This window comes from uncultured Tateyamaria sp., from assembly GCF_947503045.1.
GTDB lineage: Bacteria > Pseudomonadota > Alphaproteobacteria > Rhodobacterales > Rhodobacteraceae > Tateyamaria.
Map to the genome: position 1 here is coordinate 289,403 of NZ_CANNCF010000001.1, position 16,811 is coordinate 306,213.

The 16,811-nt window shown below is 61.3% G+C and carries 15 protein-coding genes and 1 tRNA gene; 15 read left to right on the forward strand and 1 reads right to left on the reverse strand.

Annotation, left to right across the window (positions count from 1 at the left end; genetic code table 11):
* Positions 1 to 2 precede the first annotated feature (2 nt).
* Positions 3 to 79, forward strand: a tRNA-Met gene (locus Q1A89_RS01460).
* A gap of 204 nt (positions 80 to 283) precedes the next feature.
* Here Q1A89_RS01460 and Q1A89_RS01465 read toward each other — a convergent pair.
* Positions 284 to 694 carry an ACT domain-containing protein gene (locus Q1A89_RS01465; RefSeq protein ID WP_299722682.1) on the reverse strand — a complete coding sequence of 137 codons (411 nt, stop codon included), beginning with the start codon at positions 692 to 694 and terminating at the stop codon, positions 284 to 286.
* 192 nt (positions 695 to 886) lie between these two features.
* On the opposite strand from Q1A89_RS01465, the gene Q1A89_RS01470 reads away from it, so the two are divergent.
* The 14 genes from Q1A89_RS01470 to Q1A89_RS01535 all read left to right on the forward strand — a co-directional run bounded on the left by Q1A89_RS01470 (position 887) and on the right by Q1A89_RS01535 (position 16,764).
* Entirely contained in the window at positions 887 to 3,301 is a 2,415-nt protein-coding gene (locus tag Q1A89_RS01470) for an FAD-dependent oxidoreductase (protein WP_299722685.1), read from the forward strand.
* A gap of 145 nt (positions 3,302 to 3,446) precedes the next feature.
* Entirely contained in the window at positions 3,447 to 4,454 is a 1,008-nt protein-coding gene (locus Q1A89_RS01475; protein WP_299726024.1) for a TRAP transporter substrate-binding protein, read from the forward strand.
* 61 nt (positions 4,455 to 4,515) lie between these two features.
* Entirely contained in the window at positions 4,516 to 5,073 is a 558-nt protein-coding gene (locus tag Q1A89_RS01480; RefSeq protein ID WP_299722688.1) for a TRAP transporter small permease, read from the forward strand.
* Positions 5,074 to 5,113: 40 nt separating this feature from the next.
* Complete coding sequence (locus tag Q1A89_RS01485; protein WP_299726027.1) at positions 5,114 to 6,433, forward strand: TRAP transporter large permease; 1,320 nt, start codon at positions 5,114 to 5,116, stop codon at positions 6,431 to 6,433.
* A gap of 72 nt (positions 6,434 to 6,505) precedes the next feature.
* The gene (locus tag Q1A89_RS01490; protein WP_299722691.1) at positions 6,506 to 7,270 is read left to right on the forward strand and encodes a crotonase/enoyl-CoA hydratase family protein; all 765 of its coding nucleotides are present in this window, start codon (positions 6,506 to 6,508) and stop codon (positions 7,268 to 7,270) included.
* 34 nt (positions 7,271 to 7,304) lie between these two features.
* Entirely contained in the window at positions 7,305 to 9,080 is a 1,776-nt protein-coding gene (locus Q1A89_RS01495) for a feruloyl-CoA synthase (RefSeq protein WP_299722694.1), read from the forward strand.
* Positions 9,077 to 9,949 (forward strand): amidohydrolase family protein, encoded by an 873-nt coding sequence (locus tag Q1A89_RS01500; protein ID WP_299722697.1) that lies wholly within the window; start codon positions 9,077 to 9,079, stop codon positions 9,947 to 9,949. Before Q1A89_RS01495 ends, Q1A89_RS01500 begins: the two co-directional genes overlap by 4 nt.
* 84 nt (positions 9,950 to 10,033) lie before the next feature.
* Positions 10,034 to 11,560 (forward strand): benzoate-CoA ligase family protein, encoded by a 1,527-nt coding sequence (locus tag Q1A89_RS01505; protein ID WP_299722700.1) that lies wholly within the window; start codon positions 10,034 to 10,036, stop codon positions 11,558 to 11,560.
* Positions 11,560 to 12,378 (forward strand): alpha/beta hydrolase, encoded by an 819-nt coding sequence (locus Q1A89_RS01510; protein WP_299722703.1) that lies wholly within the window; start codon positions 11,560 to 11,562, stop codon positions 12,376 to 12,378. The genes Q1A89_RS01505 and Q1A89_RS01510 overlap by 1 nt, the downstream gene beginning before the upstream one ends.
* A gap of 108 nt (positions 12,379 to 12,486) precedes the next feature.
* On the forward strand, positions 12,487 to 14,145 hold the full coding sequence (gene boxC, locus Q1A89_RS01515) for a 2,3-epoxybenzoyl-CoA dihydrolase (RefSeq protein ID WP_299722706.1): 1,659 nt from the start codon (positions 12,487 to 12,489) through the stop codon (positions 14,143 to 14,145).
* A 76-nt stretch (positions 14,146 to 14,221) separates the two neighbouring features.
* Positions 14,222 to 15,670 (forward strand): benzoyl-CoA 2,3-epoxidase subunit BoxB, encoded by a 1,449-nt coding sequence (gene boxB / locus Q1A89_RS01520; protein ID WP_299722709.1) that lies wholly within the window; start codon positions 14,222 to 14,224, stop codon positions 15,668 to 15,670.
* Between the two features lie 12 nt (positions 15,671 to 15,682).
* Positions 15,683 to 15,862, forward strand: coding sequence for a hypothetical protein (locus Q1A89_RS01525; protein WP_299722712.1), 180 nt, complete (start codon positions 15,683 to 15,685; stop codon positions 15,860 to 15,862).
* 16 nt (positions 15,863 to 15,878) lie between these two features.
* Positions 15,879 to 16,340, forward strand: coding sequence for a flavodoxin domain-containing protein (locus tag Q1A89_RS01530; RefSeq protein WP_299722715.1), 462 nt, complete (start codon positions 15,879 to 15,881; stop codon positions 16,338 to 16,340).
* A 1-nt stretch (position 16,341) separates the two neighbouring features.
* Positions 16,342 to 16,764, forward strand: coding sequence for a thioesterase family protein (locus Q1A89_RS01535; protein WP_299722718.1), 423 nt, complete (start codon positions 16,342 to 16,344; stop codon positions 16,762 to 16,764).
* Positions 16,765 to 16,811: the final 47 nt, after the last annotated feature.

Consider the following 16,811-nt stretch of genomic DNA (forward strand, 5'->3'; position numbering starts at 1 on the left):
ATGGCGCGGTAGCTCAGTTGGTTAGAGCGATCGACTCATAATCGATAGGTCGGGAGTTCAAGTCTCCCCCACGCCACCATCGCTCCACCTTTTGTGCCGGTTGACAGGTCCCGCTGAGCGGAGGACCCGACGGACGCGCGTCCGCTGGCGCGGCCACTCTGGGTCGGGAGTTTAAGTCTCCTCCACGCCCCTGCGAGGGGCCCTGCAAAACAGGTGTCCCGCGCTGGGACGCTTCCCCGCCCACGTGATTTCAAGGGGTTACAGAGGCGGATTTACTTCTTGTTCATATATTCTCGGCAGAACGCTGGCAGTCTTGCAGCGCGGCCAGTGCCCTTTCGGCATCCGTTTCCGGGACAAACACATGGTCATGGTGATAGGCCGCCACCACATTGCAGGAGATACCCGCCTGCGTCAGGGCCTGCGCTACGGCGGCCGTGAGGCCAATGCCTTCGAGGTCCGAAAACACGTTCAGCGTAATCAGGCGCATCGAAAGGGTGCAATCATAGCCTGCTTCTGCCGCGACGGAGGTGGGCAGAATCAGAGTGATCCCCTCGGCCTCGCGGATCATGGCAAAGGCGTTACGGATCAGAGGTGTGCTGCGCGCCGGGTCGGGCTCAACGCAATAGACCCACAACCCCTCCGTCAGCACGGGGGTCATGGACGCGATCATGGCATTGGTGTCTTTGACGGTCATGAGCGCATCTGATGCGGCGCAAGGGTGCATGTCAAACAGGCATCGCTGGTCGCGCGACAGGGCAAGCGGTGTCGCCTGCTTTTGGCGTCAGCAAATGCATGTTTTCAGAACAATGAAGATGCAGGGCGGAGATTGACCCAGCGTGTCTGTTCTTCATTGTTCCGATAAATATGCAAAATCCCGAGGTGTGCCATGAAGACCCAGACCAGAGCCGTTGTGATCGGCGGCGGCATTGCAGGCTGTTCGACGCTTTATCATCTGACCCAGGAGGGCTGGAGCGATGTGGTGCTGGTCGAGCGGGATGAGTTGACCAGCGGCACCACCTGGCATTCGGCGGCGCAGGTGACGAATTTTGGCATGACGCAGACGATGGTCGGCCTCAAAAGCTATTCGATCAAACTGTATCAGGAATTGCGCGACGATCCGGATTATCCAGTGCAGTACGATCACGGGGATGGCGGTATCCGGCTGGCCAACACCGAGGCGCAGATGGACGGCTATCGCCATTTTGCGTCGATGGCGCGGGGAATGGGGGTGGAGTTCGAGGTGATTGATGCCGCTGAATGCGCGCGCCGCCATCCGCTGATCTCGACCGAGAACCTGCTGGGCGGGTTGTGGGATGGCAATGACGGGGACATTGACCCGGCCTCGCTCTGTCAGGCGCTGGCGCGCCGGGCGCGCAAGGCGGGCGCGGAGGTGTACCGTCAGACCGAGGTGACGGGGCTGACCCAGCACAAGGATGACAGCTGGACCGTGCATACCAGCAAGGGTGATATCGATTGCGAGGTGGTGGTGAACGCTTGCGGTTACCGGGTGAACGAGGTGGGCGCGATGATGGGAGTGCATCACCCTGTCACCTCGATGGAGCATCAGTATTTCGTCACCGACGAAATCCCCGGCATTGTCGCCGCTGGCCACCGGATGCCGCTGCTGCGCTGCCCGATCAGCGACTATTACTGTCGGCAGGAAAAGAACGGATTGCTGCTCGGGTTTTATGAACAGGACTGCAAGACCTGGGGCATGGACGGGATTTCGCCCGACTTTTCCAACGATCTCTGCCCCGACGATCTGGACCGGATCACGGATGTGCTGGAAGGCGCGTTTGAGCGCATGCCCGCGCTGACCGAGGTGGGCATCAAGAACGTGGTGAACGGGCCGATCACCTATACGATTGACGGAGCCCCTCTGGTCGGGCCGATCCCGGGCAAGCGCAATGCGTTTTGCATCATTGGCCTGCGCGCCGGTCTGGGCGAGGGCGGTGGCCATGGTTGGCTGCTGGCGCAACAGATCGTGCATGGCGAGGCGTGCTATGACACCTGGGTGATCGACCCGCGCCGCTTTACCGGCCACGCCAATGTGGAACTGACCGCGCTGAAGGCGATCGAGGATTACCAGAACGAGTTCCGCTTTCATTTCCCCCACGAGCATCGCCCCGCCGGACGGCCGATCAAGACGACTCCGTTGACGCCTGTGTTGGCCGGTGAAGGGGCGGAATTCACTGTGGTGAATGGCTGGGAGCGGGTGGAGTATATAAAGCCTGCGCCGGAGTTCGAGGTCACCCACGGCTTCCATTTTGATGAGGCTTTTGAGGTGGTTGCAGGAGAAGTGGCCGCCGTGCAGAACGCTGTAGGTCTGTGCGAAGTCAACGGGTTTAACCGGATCGAAATTGACGGGCCGGACACGCATGCCTTTCTTGATCACATGATCTGCGGACGGGTCAGCCGCAAGGCGGGGCGCGTTGGTCTGGGCTATTTGCTCAACCATCATGGCTGCATCAAGGGCGAGGCGACGGTGGCCAATATTCCTGGCGGGCCGGTCTGGTATGGCTCGGCTGCGGCATCGGAATGGCACGACATGGATTGGCTGGCAGCCCATGCGGACGGGTTTGACGTGACTTTGAAGTCATTGACCAATGATCACACGATCCTTGTGCTGGCAGGCCCCAAGGCGCGCAATGTGTTGAGCGCGGTCAGCCGGGGGGATTGGTCGGCGGCTGCGTTCCCGTGGTTGTCCGTGCGCCGGGCTTTTATTGGGATTGCGCCTGCGGTGGTGATGTCGGTGAGTTTTTCGGGCGAATTGGCTTATGAAATCCACGTGCCCAACGCGCAGCTTTATGCCGCCTATCTGGCCTTGCGCGCCGCCGGTGAGGCCCATGCCTTGCGCCTGTTTGGCGCGCGGGCGGTGGAGTCGATGCGGATGGAAAAGGGCTATTTGCACTGGAAAGCCGATCTGATCACCGAATTTGACCCGTTCGAGACGGGGCTGGGGAAGTTTGTGAAGATGGACAAGGACTTTGTCGGGAAGGCGGCGCTGGAGGCGCGGCGTGCCAAGGGGCCGGGGGTGCAACTGGTCAGTTTGCAGGTTGCCTCCACCACCACGCCCGCCCACCCCGGCGCGTCGGTGATGCTGGACGGGGCGGTTGTGGGCACTGTCACCTCGGGCGATTGGGGCCACCGTGTGGGCATGAACATCGCCTATGCTTTTGTCCGTCCCGATCAGGCAGAGATCGGGGCAGCGCTGGCCATCGACATGCTGGGCACGCCCGTTGACGCAAAGGTGATCGCGCCCGGCCCTTACGATCCTGAAACGACATTGCCCCGCGGCTGAGCGGGCCCGGAAAAGTTACAAACGCGCGTGACAGGACTGGCGCTGTTGCATAACACTTTGCCTGAACAATCGAGTCAGGCGGTCAATGCCTGGCCGCACCTCGGGAGAAAACCACATGTCACTGACACGCAAATCCTTTCTGAACATGGTGGGGGCGGCGGCCCTTGCGATCACCAGCGGCGCGGCCGCGCAGGCCCAGGAGGTGGTGCTGTCGCTGCACCAGTTCCTGCCTGCACAGGCCAATGTGCCCAAGCTGATCCTCGATGTCTGGGCGGACAATGTCGAAGCGGCAAGCGATGGCCGCATCAAGATTGACCGCTATCCGTCGATGCAGTTGGGGGGCCGTCCGCCCGAGCTGATGGATCAGGCCATCGATGGTGTCGCTGACATCGTGTGGACCGTGGTCGGCTATACGCCCGGTCGCTATCCAAGCACCGAAGTGTTCGAGCTGCCTTTCATGATGACGGACGCGCGTGCGATGTCCTCGGCCTATTGGCAGATGTTTGAAAAACACATGAAGGATACCGAGTTCAAGGACGTCCATATCCTTGGCACTTGGGTGCACGGCCCCGGCATGCTGCACGTGAACAAAGAGGTGAACACCCCGGCTGACATGGAGGGCATGAAGATCCGGGGCGGGTCGCGTACGGTGAACATTCTGCTCGAGAAGATGGGTGCGACGCCTGTCGGGATGCCTGTGCCTGCGGTGCCCGAGGGGCTGAGCAAGGGCGTCATCGACGGCACCACCATTCCGTGGGAAGTCACCGCGGCCCTGAAGGTGCCTGAGCTGGTCGGCAACCATACCGAGTTCGAGGGCAATGCCCTTTATACGCTCACCTTTGTGCTGGCGATGAACAAGGACCGCTACGAGGGGCTGCCTGCCGATCTGCAGAAGGTCATCGATGACAATTCCGGCCTTGAGTTCAGCATCTTTGCAGGTGGCACGCAGGCGGATTCCGATGGCCCTGCCCGCAAGCTGGCTGTGGAGCGCGGCAACAACATCGTGACCGTAGCGGGCGCCGATCTGGATGCGTGGAAGGCCGTGTCCGAGCCGATCTTTGCCGAGTGGGTCGCGGATATGGAAAGCAAGGGCATCGACGGTCAGGCGCTGATCGACGAAGCCCGCGCGTTGATGGACGCCTATGACGGCTGAGCCAATCCGGGGTCGCTGCCCAATGCAGCGACCCCATTTTATTCCATGACATGAGGCGTTTATGCACCGTTTGGTGAAATGGCTGTCGCGCGCGTCGGCGGTGATCGGTGGCATTGTGCTGGTGGGTCTGGTCGTGCTGACCACCCTGTCGATCATCGGGCGCGAGCTGTCCAAGCTGGGCCATGCCTGGCCAGAGGGATGGCTGGGCCAGATGCTGATCGCGAGCGGCGTGGACGAGATCAACGGCACTTACGAGTTGACCGAAGCCGGCGTCGCCTTTGCCATCTTTGCCTTTTTCCCGGTCTGCCAGTTCCACGGCAACCACGCGACGGTGGATGTGTTCACCTCGGCCCTGCCGCGCCGCGCCCTGGGATGGTTGCGTGCCTTTTGGGAGCTCGTGCTGGCCGCCATCATCGTCTTTATCTCTCTACGCCTTTACGAGGGCATGCTGCGATATCTCGGCAATGGAGAGACGACGCTGTTCCTGCAATTTCCTGTCTGGTGGGCCTATGCGGCCAGTGTCGGTGCGTCCATCATCGCCAGCCTGACGTCCCTCTATTGCGCCTGGGCGCGGATCGCCGAGGCCGCGACCGGCCGTGCGATCCTGCCCAAAGGATAGGGCGATGGAGTGGATCCGCGACCTTGTACAATTTGTCGGCCTGAGCCGTCTGGAACTGGGGTTCTGGTCCTTTCCGATCCTGCTGGGGCTGATCTTCCTGCGCGCGCCCATTGGGCTGGCCATGTTCCTGTGCGGCCTTGTGGGCTGGATTTTCGCGATGAACGGCAACCCCACACCGATCCTCGCCAAGCTCAAATCCGAGACCTACACCACCTTTTCCAACTACTCGCTCACCATCATCCCGATGTTCCTGCTGATGGGGCAATTCGCGACCCTGTCGGGCATGTCGAGCGCGCTGTTCAAGGCGGCCGAAAGCTGTCTGGGCCACCGCAAGGGCGGTGTGGCGATGGCGAGCGTGGGGGCCTGCGCGGGCTTTGGCGCGATCTGTGGATCGTCGCTGGCCACCGCCGCCACGATGAGCCGCGTCGCCCTGCCGGAGCTGAAAAGATACGGATATTCAGGGGGATTCTCGACCGCGACGCTGGCGGCGGGGGGCACGTTGGGCATCCTGATCCCGCCCTCGGTGATCCTTGTGATCTATGCGATCATCACCGAGCAGAACATCGCCAAACTGTTCCTGGCGGCCTTCATCCCCGGCATTCTGGCCGCGATCGGCTATGTCATTACCATCTCGATCTATGTGCGCCTTTACCCCGGATCGGTGGGCACGCGGGCCCCTGTGCCGATGGGTGAACGCTGGCGCGCGCTGGCCGAAACATGGCCTGTGCTGGTCATTTTCAGCATCGTGGTCGGAGGCATCTATGCGGGCTGGTTCACCCCGACCGAGGGCGCGGCCATCGGCGCGGCGGGCACCGGGATCGTTGCACTTGTGGGGGGCAACCTGAGCTGGCGCGTGCTGGGCGAGGCACTGATCGGCACGGCCAAGACCACGGCCATGATCTTTTTTATTGTGTTGGGGGCCGCACTTTACAACAACTTTCTCGCGCTGTCCGGTGCGCCGCAATACCTCGCGGATTTTGTTCTGGGGCAAGAACTTAGCCCGTTTTTCGTGCTGTCGATTATCCTGTTGTTCTACCTGATTTTTGGGTGCGTGATGGACAGCCTGTCGATGATCCTGCTGACGGTTCCGATCTTTTTCCCGGTCATCTCGGGCCTCGATTTCGGGATGACACCAGAACATGTGGCGATCTGGTTTGGCATCCTTGTGCTGATCGTGGTCGAGGTTGGACTGATCACGCCGCCAGTGGGCATGAACCTCTTCATCATCAATGCGATGGACCGCGAAACACCGATGACCGAGACCTATAAGGCGGTCATGTTCTTTGTCGGATCGGACATCGTGCGGGTCATTCTGCTGGTCGCCTTCCCGGTTATCACGCTGTTCCTGATCCCGGCCTGATGAGGGGCGCGGGCTTGTACGTGCGCGCCGAATCAGCGTTGATCTGCCTGTTGCATAACCAAAGGCCAAGATATGGGTGACGCCCTTGAGATCGGGATTGATGGCGCGATTGCTGTTCTGACCCTGAACCGCCCGGATAAGCGCAACGCCATGTCCGATGGATTGCTGGCCGAGATTGACGGGTTTTTCCGCAGCCCGCCCGAAAGCGTACGGGTTGTCGTGCTGCACGGGGCGGGCGGGCATTTCTGTGCTGGTCTCGACCTCAGCGAACATGTGGCGCGCGATGCGGAAGGCACCCTGCACCATTCGCGCGGCTGGCATTCCGTGATGGACCGGGTGCAGGGGTCGGGCCTGCCGGTGGTGTCGGCGCTGAACGGTGCGGTGATTGGTGGCGGGCTGGAGCTGGCCACCTCGACCCATGTGCGCGTCGCCGAACCCGACTGCATCTTTCAACTGCCCGAGGGGCGGCGCGGCATCTTTGTCGGTGGTGGGGCCACGGTGCGGGTGGGTCGCATTCTGGGCGCGGACCGCATGACCGAGATGATGCTGACGGGTCGCAAATATGGCACCGAGGACGCGGTTGCGCTGGGGCTGGCCCATTACGCGGTGAGCACGGGCGAGGCCTTGCCCCGCGCGATGGAGATTGCCACGCAGATTGCGGGCAATGCGCCGCTGAGCAATTACATGATGATCCAGGGCATTGCGCGGATTTCGGATATGGGCCGCAGTGACGGGCTGTTTGTGGAGTCGCTCTGTGCGGCGCTGGCGCAGACCAGCCCGGATGCGCTTGAGGGGTTGGCGGCGTTTCTTGAAAAACGCCCGCCGAGCTTTCGCTGATGTTTTGCGGTGTGGTTGATTTCGTGGTGCGGCCATGACGGAGCATCTGGGACTGCGCCCGCATCAGGTGCGCCGCGAGGACCGCGCCGATGGCAGCATTTTGCTGCAGTCGGGATATGCGCTGGGGCCTGTGGATCGCTCGACCGGCGTCTGGCTGGATCGTTGGGCCAATGCGACGCCCGAGGCGCTGTTTCTGGCCGAGCGGTCGGGGCCGGGCTGGCATACGCTATCGTATACCGAAACACGCGACCGCGTCCGGGCACTGGCCGCCGGGTTGCTGGCGCGCCGTCTTGAAGGGCCGATCCTGATCCTGTCGGGCAATTCGGTGGATCACGCGGTGCTGTCACTGGCTGCGCAATATGTGGGCCTTGTGACCGTGCCGGTGGCTGAACAGTACAGTTTGATCCCCGCGGCGCATAAGCGATTGAAATACGTGGCTGATCTGGTGAAACCTGCGCTGGTTTTTGCCGCGGACGGGGATGCCTATGGCGAAGCGCTGCGCCTTGTGGGTGGCCCGGCGGTCTGTTCGAACGTCGGCAACAGCGGGGCGATGCCTCTGGCCGATTTGCTGCGCGACGGCGGGGATGTGGAGGCCGCCCACAAGGCGGTGGGGCCCGAAACGGTGGCGAAGCTGTTGCTGACCTCGGGGTCGACCTCGGAGCCGAAAGCGGTCGAGACGACCCATGGCATGATGACCGTCAATCAGGCACAGGTGCGTGACAGTCTGCCCTTTCTCGACGCCCGCCCGCCGGTTCTGGTCGACTGGCTGCCGTGGAACCATGTCTTTGGCGGGTCGCACAATTTCAATCTTGTGCTGGCCAATGGGGGTGCGCTCTATATCGACGATGGCAAGCCGCTGCCCGCGCTGTTTCCCCGCACGCTTGAAAATCTGGGGCTGGTGTCGGGTACGATTTCGTTCAACGTCCCCGTGGGTTTTGCGCAACTCGCCGCAGCGCTGGAGGCGGACTCGGGTTTGCGTGAGACCTACTTTCGCGACCTCGACATGATCTTTTATGCGGGTGCCTCGCTGCCACAGGAAACGTGGACCAAACTGGAGCGTATGGCGCTGGATACTGCCGGGCGCATGCCGCTGATCACCTCAAGCTGGGGCCTGACCGAGACGGCACCCGCCACGTTCCTGCAGCATGAACCGGCCAAGGGCGCGGGGATTGTCGGGGTGCCGCTGCCGGGCGTGACGGCCAAGCTGCTGGACGACGGGACGGGCCGGATGGAGGTGCGTGTGAAGGGACCGAACGTCTTTGCGCGCTATCATGCGAACTCCGAGAAAACCGCCGAAGCTTTTGATGATGAGGGGTTTTTTCGCACGGGTGACGCCATGCGCTTTGTCGATGCGGAGGTGATGGAGCGGGGTTTGCAATTTGACGGACGTCTGAGTGAGGATTTCAAACTGAGCAGTGGGACGTGGGTGCATGCGGCGCAAATCCGGCTGGAGATGCTGACCTGCCTTGGCCCCTTTGCGCAGGACGTTGTGGTTTGCGGGCATGGGCGGGACGCGCTGGGCATCCTGATCGTGCCCGGACCAGAGGCGCGGGGTGGGCAGGTTGATAATGGCGCCTTGCTGAGTGATGTGACCTCTAACATACGAGAGCGTATGCAAGAAATCGCAGAAGTCACCACGGGCTCGGCCCGCTGCGTGGTGCGCGCACTTGTGCTGGCCGACCCGCCCGACATCGGTGCGGGTGAGGTGACGGCCAAGGGGAACATCAACTTTGCCCGGTTGCTTGAGCGGCGCGCGGAGCTTGTTGCGCGGCTTTACGATGATGATGACCCGGCGAGTATTCTCATATGATCGATCTCGACAACATCCGCGCCATCGACATCCACACCCATGCCGAAGAACCGTGCGGGTGCCACGCGGATGATGGCTATGACGATCTCCAATCGACCATGGCCGAGTACTTTCGCGCACCATGGAAACACCCGCCCACCGTGCCGGAAACCGCCGCCCATTATCGTGCCCAAAACATCGCCGCCGTGATCTTTCCCGTCGATGCAGAGCGCGAGACGGGCTATCGCCGTTACGCCAATGAGGAGGTGGCCGAGATTGCCGCCGAGAACAGCGATGTGCTGATCCCGTTTGCCAGCATTGATCCATGGAAGGGCAAGATGGGCGTGCGCGAGGCGCGGCGTCTGATCCGTGACTTCGGCATCAAGGGGTTCAAGTTTCACCCCACGATGCAGGGCTTTTATCCCAATGATCGCATGGCATATGCGCTGTACGAAGCCATCGAGGCCGAGGGCGGGATTGCCCTATTCCATACGGGCCAGACTGGAGTTGGATCAGGCATGCCGGGCGGCAATGGGATGCGTCTTAAATACTCGAACCCGATGCATATGGATGATGTGGCGGTGGACTTCCCCGACCTGAAAATCATCCTCGCCCACCCGAGCTTTCCCTGGCAGGAAGAGGCGCTGGCCGTCGCGCAACACAAGCCCAACGTCTATATCGACCTCAGTGGCTGGTCGCCGAAATACTTCCCCGACATCCTCGTGCGCTACTGCAATTCAATCCTGAAAAAGAAGGTTTTGTTTGGCTCGGACTGGCCCATGATTGCGCCTGAACGCTGGCTGAATGATTTCGAGCAGATCGCCATCAAGGATGAGGTTCGCCCTGATATCCTGAAACAAAACGCGGCGCGGCTGCTGAGTTTGCAGTAAACTGCGCAACGAGCGGTGATCCATTGCGGCGGGATGTCGCGGGTCGCAGTATAACGCAAAATCCGCGCCTTTGGGAGGAGTCGCATGAGCAACGCTGCCAGCTATTTCGTGGACCGTCATGTGGACGAAGGGCGCGCGCTGAAGGTCGCCTTTCGCGAGGCCGGGACCGGGCGCACGCTGACATATGGCGCGCTGTCTGACGCCTCCGGCCGGGCGGCGACGGCACTGGCGACCCATGGCATCGCGCGCGAGGAACGCATGGCGATGCTGGTGCTTGATCAGGTCGAATTTCCGGTGTTGTTCTGGGGCGCGCTCAAGGCCGGGGTGATCCCGGTGCCGCTGAATACGCTGCTTGCGACCCCGGTGTATGACGCGATCCTGCGCGACAGTCGCGCGACGATGCTTGTGGTGTCCGAGGCATTGTTTGACGTCGTAGCGCCAGTTCTGGCGGACAACCCTTACCTGCGCAGTGTGGTTGTGATCGGGGCGGCGCAGCCGGACACGCTGGATTACGCGTCCTTCATGTCGCTGGGGGCGGAGGTCACCGCGCCTTTCGAGGCGAGCGATGATGAGACGGCATTCTGGCTTTACTCGTCGGGCTCGACCGGGCAGCCCAAGGGTGTACATCACGTCCATTCTGCGCTCCGCGCAACGGCGGATACCTATGGTGCGCAGGTCCTGGGGATGCGTGAGGATGATGTGGTTTTTTCCGCGGCCAAGTTCTTTTTCGCCTATGGCCTCGGCAATTCGATGACCTTTCCCATGGCGGTTGGGGCGACGGTAGCGATCTTTGGTGGTCGTCCCACGCCGGAGGGGATCGTGGACATTATCGCGGCTGAGCACCCAACGGTATTCTGCGGCGTACCAACACTTTACGCAGCCATGGTGGCACATATGCAGGCCAATGGCGCGCCGGATGCGCCGTTGCGTGTGTGTATCTCCGCAGGCGAGGCGCTGCCGGAATCGGTGGGCACAAGGTGGCGGGATCTGACCGGCGTCGACATTCTGGACGGGGTCGGATCAACCGAGATGTTGCACATCTTTCTCAGCAATGCACCGGGCGACGTGGTCTATGGCACCTCCGGCGTGCCGGTGCCGGGCTATGACGTGCGCCTTGTCGATGAGGCGGGGGCCGATGTGGGCGTCGACGAGGTGGGCGAATTGCTGGTCAATGGCGCTTCGGCGGCGGCGGGGTACTGGAACAAGCGCGACAAGACGCGCGAAACATTCCAAGGCGTATGGACGCGGACGGGTGACAAGTATGAGCGTCGCGCCGATGGCCGGTTTGTCTATTGCGGGCGGACGGATGACATGTTCAAGGTCTCGGGCATCTGGGTCAGCCCGTTTGAGGTGGAGCAGGCCATCGCGAGCCATCCTGCGGTGCTGGAATGTGCCGTTGTCGCCGCTCGGGACGAGGATGATCTGGACAAACCCAAGGCCTTTGTCGTGATGCAGGGCGAGCGCCCCGATGATCTGGAAGAGGTGCTGAAGGAGCATGTGAAAGACCGCATCGGCAAGTGGAAATACCCGCGCTGGGTTGAGTGTGTGGAGAGCCTGCCCAAGACGGCGACGGGCAAGATCCAACGGTTCAAGCTGCGGGAGGGCGCGTGATGGAGTGGGCATCGGGCGCGTTGGAAATTGGCGGCCATACGTTGGAGTATGCATGCTGGGGGCCGCCGCCGGGTGAGGCCCCGACGCTGGTCATGCTGCATGAGGGATTGGGGTCTGTGGGCCTGTGGCGCGACTGGCCTGCTGTCTTGGCAGAGGCGACGGGCATGGGGGTCTTGGCCTATGCGCGGGCGGGGTATGGCCGCTCGTCCCCTTGTGCGTTGCCCCGTCCGCTCGACTATATGAGCCGCGAGGCGACGGAGGTGCTGGGCCCGGTTCTGGATGCTGCGGGTGTCGGGCCTTGCGTGCTGCTGGGCCATTCGGATGGCGCGAGTATTACGGGCCTTTATGCCGGGTCGGTGTCGGATATGCGCGTGCGTGGCCTGATCCTGATCGCGCCGCATTTCTTTGCCGAAGCGCAGGGGTTGAAGGCAATCCGCGCGGTGGGCCGCGCCTATGAGGGCGGCGATCTGAAAGCCAAGCTCGCCCGTCATCACGATGAACCGGATGTGGCCTTTCGCGGTTGGCATGACGCCTGGACCGATCCCGGATTTGCTGACTGGAACGTGGCGGATGCCATTGATCACTGGCGCGTGCCGTCGCTGATCATTCAGGGCACGGCCGATCCTTATGGCACCCTTGCGCAGGTCCGCGAGATTGAAGAGCGGACCTATGCCCCGGCGGAAGTGCTGGTGCTGGAGGGCTGCGGGCATGCGCCGCATCAGGAGCGGGCGGATGAGGTCACCGCAGAGATCGCGGCCTTTTGCCAACGCCTGCAGGCATTCGAGACGGCGGACGTTCACATCCCGGAAAGCGTTTGAGCTGCATTAAATTGCAGTATTTTTCCAATTTTTGCGTCTTCTCTGCCTGTGACGCTCTATGTGTTGTAAAATACTGCGTAATTCCTCGCAAATGAGCCTGTCTGATTCATGCCCAAGATCATCGATTTCCAAACCGATCCGTCGAACTATCGCCACTGGCGGGTCGAATATGACGGGCCGGTGGCCAACCTGTTCATGGATGTGGACGAGGATGGCGGGCTGTTCGAGGGCTATCAACTCAAGCTGAATTCCTACGATCTGGGTGTGGATATCGAGCTGGCGGACGTGGTGCAGCGCATGCGGTTTGAACACCCCGAGGTCAAGGTTGTGGTGATGCAATCGGCCAAGGACAAGGTATTCTGTGCGGGCGCCAATATCCGGATGCTGGGCGGCGCGGCGCATGCCCACAAGGTCAACTTTTGCAAGTTCACCAACGAGACCCGCAATTCTTTTGAGGCCGCCGAGGCGGACAGCGGCCAGAAATACATCGCAGCTGTCAAAGGCGCCTGTGCGGGGGGCGGCTACGAATTGGCGCTGGCCTGCAATCACATCATGCTGGTCGACGATTCATCGTCTTCGGTGTCGCTGCCGGAGGTGCCGCTGTTGGCCGTGCTGCCTGGCACCGGCGGGCTGACCCGCGTGACCGACAAGCGTCATGTGCGCCGCGATCTGGCGGATGTGTTTTGCTCGACCGAAGAAGGCGTGAAGGGCAAGCGCGCGGTGCAGTGGAAGCTGGTGGACGAGGCGATCCCCAATTCGAAATTCGACGCGGTGGTGGCCGAACGGGCGCGCGCCTTTGCCGATGCGTCGCCCAAGGCGGATGTGGCGCAGGGGATCGCGCTGGGGCCGCTCGACAAGAGCATCGGCGATGACGGGTCGGTGACCTATTCGCTGGTCGAGGTGGCCGTGGATCGCGCGGCGCGGCGTGCAACACTGACTCTGAGCGGCCCGTCCGAGGCGGCACCCGCGGATATGGCTGCGTTTCAGGCACTGGGTGATCAGGCCTACACGCTGCGGCTGGCGCGTGAGCTCGACGATGCCATCCTGCATCTGCGTCTGAACGAGATCGAACTGGGCCTGCTCGTGTTCCGCACGCAGGGCGATCCCGAGATGCTGCTGGCCCACGAGGCACAGTTGTTGGGCAATGCGGATCATTGGCTGGCCAATGAGGTGCTGAAATACTGGAAACGGGTGTTGAAACGGGTCGATGTGACCTCGCGCTCCATGGTCGCTTTGGTCGAACATGGCAGTTGCTTTGCCGGAGTGCTCGCCGAATTGCTGTGGTCGGTCGATCGCAGCTACATGATGGAAGACGAATTCGAGGGCGACAATCGACCCATCGCGACGGTGACGCTGAGCGCGGGGAATTTCGGCACGTACCCAATGGGCAACGACCTGACGCGGTTGCAGACGCGGTTTTATGGCGGTGCCGGGGGCGACGGTCTTGAGGATCAGATCGGCGAAGCATTGGAAGCCGAAGAGGCCGAAGAGCTGGGGCTGGTCACCATGATCCTTGATGACATCGACTGGGAGGATGAAATCCGCATCTTCATGGAAGAACGCGCGTCGTTCTCGCCCGATGCGATGACGGGGATGGAGGCAAACTTGCGCTTTGCCGGACCTGAGACGATGGAGACGCGCATATTCGGGCGTCTGACCGCCTGGCAGAACTGGATATTCAACCGCCCCAACGCGGTTGGGGATGACGGCGCGTTGCAGCGCTATGGATCGGGCCTGCGGGCGGACTTTGATATGAAACGTGTGTGAGGGGCCGGGTTTTTAAGGAAAAATCCGACACGCAAAATTTCTGAATTTTGCGTCCCGCGCCAACAGGAGATGAAAGATGGATTTGGTCAACGTCAGTTATGACTCGCAGATTCCCAACAATGTGGGGCTGAGCCAGGACCGCAAGGTGCTGAAGGCGCTGGAAAAATGGCATCCCGGTTACATCAACTGGTGGAATGAACTGATCCCGCAGAACTTTCAGGAAAGCATGGTCTATTTGCGCACTGCCGTCAGCGTGGATCCGAAAGGCTGGGCCAAGTTCGACTACGTGAAGATGCCGGAATATCGCTGGGGTGTGCTTCTGGCCCCTGCGGTCGAGGATCGTCGCATTCCCATGGGCGAGCATTATGGCGAGCCTGCGTGGCAGGAAGTGCCGGGCGAGTATCGCAACATGCTCAAACGTCTGATCGTGATTCAAGGCGATACCGAGCCGGGCTCGGTGGAGCAACAACGCTTTCTCGGGCTGACCGCGCCGAGCCTTTACGACATGCGCAACCTGTTTCAGGTCAATGTCGAAGAGGGCCGCCACCTTTGGGCGATGGTGTATCTCTTGCAGAAATATTTCGGCAAGGATGGCCGGGAAGAGGCGGATGACATGCTTGTTCGCTCTTCCGGCTCGGATGAGGCGCCGCGCATGTTGGGGGCGTTCAATGAGGAAACGCCCGACTGGCTGTCCTTCTTCATGTTCACCTATTTCACCGATCGCGATGGCAAGATGCAGTTGGAAAGCCTCGCGCAATCCGGCTTTGACCCGCTGTCACGCACCTGCCGTTTCATGCTGACCGAAGAAGCGCATCACATGTTTGTCGGCGAGACCGGCGTCGGGCGCACCATTCAGGCGACGCTGGAGGCGATGCAGGCCAATGGCATCGATGATCCCTATGACATCGACAAGATCCGCGCCCTTGGAGTGATCGACCTGCCCACGATCCAGAAAAAGCTGAACTTGCATTATACCCTGTCCCTCGATCTGTTTGGGCAAGAGGTCAGCACCAACGCGGCCAATGCGTTCAGTGCAGGCATCAAGGGCCGTTATCTGGAGCAGCGGATCGAGGATGATCACAAGCTGCAAAGCGACACCTATGCGGTGGCGAGCATCAAGGACGGGCAGATCGTAACCGAAGATGTGCCCGCGCTGACGGCCATCAACATGCGTCTGCGCGATGATTATGTGCGCGATGCCTCCGGCGGTCTGCGCCGCTGGAACAAGCAGATCCAGCGCACCGGGATCGAATTCGAGTTGAAGCTGCCGCATGAAGGGTTCCATCGCAAGATTGGCGTCTTTGCCGGTCAGCCGATCACACCCGAGGGCACCTTCATCAGCGCCGAGGACTGGGCCGCGCGCGAGGCGGACTGGTTGCCCACCAAGGCGGATGGGGATTTCATCCAGTCGCTGATGAAGCCCTGTTTCGAGCCCGGCAAATACGCCAGCTGGATCGCCCCGCCCCGCGTCGGGATCGACAACAAGCCGGGCGACTTCGAATATGTCAAACTGCACATGGCCTGAGGGAGAAACGCGATGCAGATCAACCGTTCCACCCTGTCAACGGACACGACGCCGACCCGCGCGTTTTGTCCGCTGGAATGCGAAGAATGTAGAGGGATGTGTTTGCCGCTCTATATGATGTTGACGCGCGACGAGCAGGACGAGATGTGTCGCCGTTATGGTTTGGGCGCGCAGCCGGTCACACGGCATTGAGAAAGAGGGTAAGGTCATGAAAGTAGGACTGTATTACGGCTCGGAAACCGGTAATTCCGAAATGCTGTGCGAGGATATCGAGACGGAACTGGGTGGTGAATACGACTGCCACATCTCGAGCCTTGCGGATGTGAACCCATCCACGCTTGCCAAGGACACGTTCTATATCTTTGTCACCTCGACCTATGGCAATGGCGATCTGCCCTCGACCGCGTTGCCGTTTGAAGAGGCGATCCTGGGTCAGGCGCCTGACCTGAGCGGGGTGCGTTTTGCGATCTTTGGCCTTGGCGATCAGGTTTTTGCCGAGACGTTCAATCACGGATCGCAAAAGCTGATGCAGATGCTGCTGGACCGCAAGGCCGAGATGATCGGGGTGCGGGGGCTGCATGACGCGTCCGGCTTTGACATGCCCGAGGACGTGGCCCTGCCCTGGGTTGCGGGTATCATGGAGCAGTTGCAGGCGGCCAAAGCGGCCTGACGTGACAGACCCTTTTATCCACGACATCCGCGTCACATGGGGCGATTGTGATCCGGCGCGCATTGCCTATACCGCGCGCCTGCCATGGTTTGCGCTCGACGCCATCAATGCCTGGTGGGAGGCCCATCTGGGTGGGGATGGCTGGTATCAGCTGGAGCTGGACCGCAATATCGGCACCCCCTTTGTCCATCTGAGCATGGATTTCCGCAGCCCAGTCACCCCGCGCCACCGGTTGATGTGCGAGGTTTGGCCCAGCCGCTTGGGCGAGACGTCGATCACCTTTTCCATGTGCGCCCGGCAGGATGGCACCTTGTGTTTCGAGGGGACGTTTACCTGCGTGTTCGTTGTGGCGGACCAGTTCAAACGCCAGCCTCCGCCCCCCGACCTGCGCGATATCATCGCACCCCTTGTTCGTCTCACGTGAGGCCTTGAAGCAGCGCATTCGAGGACTAGAACCTTCTGTTAACCGTA

Excerpts from the sequence above, each read along its gene's own strand:
- Q1A89_RS01465 (WP_299722682.1), bottom strand. The coding sequence starts at position 694 with ATGACCGTCAAAGACACCAATGCCATGATCGCGTCCATGACCCCCGTG.
- Q1A89_RS01470 (WP_299722685.1), top strand. The coding sequence starts at position 887 with ATGAAGACCCAGACCAGAGCCGTTGTGATCGGCGGCGGCATTGCAGGC.
- Q1A89_RS01475 (WP_299726024.1), top strand. The coding sequence starts at position 3,447 with ATGGTGGGGGCGGCGGCCCTTGCGATCACCAGCGGCGCGGCCGCGCAG.
- Q1A89_RS01480 (WP_299722688.1), top strand. The coding sequence starts at position 4,516 with ATGCACCGTTTGGTGAAATGGCTGTCGCGCGCGTCGGCGGTGATCGGT.
- Q1A89_RS01490 (WP_299722691.1), top strand. The coding sequence starts at position 6,506 with ATGGGTGACGCCCTTGAGATCGGGATTGATGGCGCGATTGCTGTTCTG.
- Q1A89_RS01495 (WP_299722694.1), top strand. The coding sequence starts at position 7,305 with ATGACGGAGCATCTGGGACTGCGCCCGCATCAGGTGCGCCGCGAGGAC.
- Q1A89_RS01500 (WP_299722697.1), top strand. The coding sequence starts at position 9,077 with ATGATCGATCTCGACAACATCCGCGCCATCGACATCCACACCCATGCC.
- Q1A89_RS01505 (WP_299722700.1), top strand. The coding sequence starts at position 10,034 with ATGAGCAACGCTGCCAGCTATTTCGTGGACCGTCATGTGGACGAAGGG.
- Q1A89_RS01510 (WP_299722703.1), top strand. The coding sequence starts at position 11,560 with ATGGAGTGGGCATCGGGCGCGTTGGAAATTGGCGGCCATACGTTGGAG.
- boxC (WP_299722706.1), top strand. The coding sequence starts at position 12,487 with ATGCCCAAGATCATCGATTTCCAAACCGATCCGTCGAACTATCGCCAC.
- boxB (WP_299722709.1), top strand. The coding sequence starts at position 14,222 with ATGGATTTGGTCAACGTCAGTTATGACTCGCAGATTCCCAACAATGTG.
- Q1A89_RS01525 (WP_299722712.1), top strand. The coding sequence starts at position 15,683 with ATGCAGATCAACCGTTCCACCCTGTCAACGGACACGACGCCGACCCGC.
- Q1A89_RS01530 (WP_299722715.1), top strand. The coding sequence starts at position 15,879 with ATGAAAGTAGGACTGTATTACGGCTCGGAAACCGGTAATTCCGAAATG.